Origin of the sequence: Streptomyces sp. NPDC058620, assembly GCF_042717135.1 — a bacterium.
Classification (GTDB): Bacteria; Actinomycetota; Actinomycetes; order Streptomycetales; family Streptomycetaceae; genus Streptomyces.
On sequence record NZ_JBHXQO010000153.1, the window covers coordinates 1 to 1,527 of the forward strand.

The 1,527-nt window shown below is 65.7% G+C and carries 2 protein-coding genes; both read left to right on the forward strand.

Annotated elements, in window-relative coordinates:
- Positions 1 to 383 precede the first annotated feature (383 nt).
- Positions 384 to 632, forward strand: coding sequence for a hypothetical protein (locus ACFWSK_RS37770; RefSeq protein ID WP_383796721.1), 249 nt, complete (start codon positions 384 to 386; stop codon positions 630 to 632).
- Entirely contained in the window at positions 629 to 1,030 is a 402-nt protein-coding gene (locus ACFWSK_RS37775; protein WP_383796724.1) for a DNA-binding protein, read from the forward strand. Before ACFWSK_RS37770 ends, ACFWSK_RS37775 begins: the two co-directional genes overlap by 4 nt.
- The last annotated feature ends 497 nt before the right edge of the window (positions 1,031 to 1,527 follow it).

A 1,527-nucleotide genomic window follows, 5' to 3' on the forward strand; every position in this document is an offset into this window, starting at 1 on the left:
CCGGTCGTGCCCGTCTTCCCGCGACCACGGACGCCGGCCTTCCGTGCCCACCCGAACGCCGTCGCACGGTTCACCCCGACCGCCCGAGCAGCCCCCGAGATACTGCCGCACTCCCGGTCCAGCGCCTCGAAGAACCTCGCCATCAAGTCCTCAAAATCCACGATCCCCGCAACTCCCTGAAAATCAGGGTGTTGCGGGGATCATTAGAACCCGCCAGAGACCAGGGCCTTTCGCTTGCCCACCAGGGGCACCGCTGCGGGTTCTCGCCCTACTGCGGATAGCCGGAGCGCCACAAGCCCTCGGGATCATGCAACCTAGCTAGGCTGTCGAGGTCAGGCGCAGAAGCCCGGGCCATCCTGTGCATACTCCAGTATGCTTGCCGCATGTCCTCGACGACTCGCATCACCGTCACGCTTCCCAGCGATCAGGTCGCGGAGCTGCGCAAGCTCACGGACAACGTCTCCGGCTATGTGGCGGAAGCCGTAGCCCGCCAGATCCGGCACCAGCTTCTGGGCGACGACCTTCGCCGGCAAGAGGAAGAACACGGACGCTTCAGCGACGAGGAGCTCGCCGAGGCCCGCTCGAAGATCTTCGGCGGCGCCTGCTCCTCCAAGGACGCGGACGCCGCGTGAGCGAGCGCATCGAGACCGTCGTTCTCGACTCGCAAGGGTTGTCCGCCTGGATCGCACAAGACCGCAAGCTCCTCGCGATGTTGCAGGTCTTCCACGACATGGGAGCCGACCTGGTGATCGGGGCCAACACCATCGTGGAAGTCAGCCATTCACGCACCAACATGCCTCGCCTGAACTGGGCCCTGTCCCGCGTCAAGGTGGAGCCGGTCACCGAACAAGCGGCGAAAGCGGCGGCGGAGCTCCTCAAAGGCGCCGGGCAGCACGGACACAAGTACGCCATCGACGCCACGGTCGCCGAGGTCGCACTGCGGCAGCCAAAACCGGTCGCCCTCCTGACGTCCGACAGCGACGACATGACCAAACTCTGCGGCAACCAGGTCCGCATCATCCCTCTCTGACCCACCAGCCCACCCGGAGCATGCACCTCGGCAGGTTCTGTCGCACTGCCGCCACCCGTGCCGCATCCGTGCCCAGCAGAGCGGACAACAGCGGTCAGGTACAGCTTCCGCAGACCGTGGTCATCTAAGCCGCCTCACGGGAAAGCACAGGTCAGAACCATTGCGGTGGCCAAGAACCGCTGATTCCCAAGCTCAGAGCGCGAGTTCGATTCTCGTCACCCGCTCTTCACTGAAGTGATCTAGCAGCACTCCGCCAAGGAGCACCAGCGCAGGCTCGCCGCCAACATCGATCTCGATGCACGCCCACAGGCAACACCCTCGCGGCCGACACCGACACCGACACCGGCGCCAGGCTCAAGGACCTCATGGTCCGGGCCAGCCAGTCCACCGAGTGCGCCCAACCCAGCAGTCGACCGCAGCCTCGACGAATGGCGGCGCGACGGATCACCCCCTGGTGCCGCGTCAGCCCGGACCATTTGCCCCGCAGGCTGTGCGGC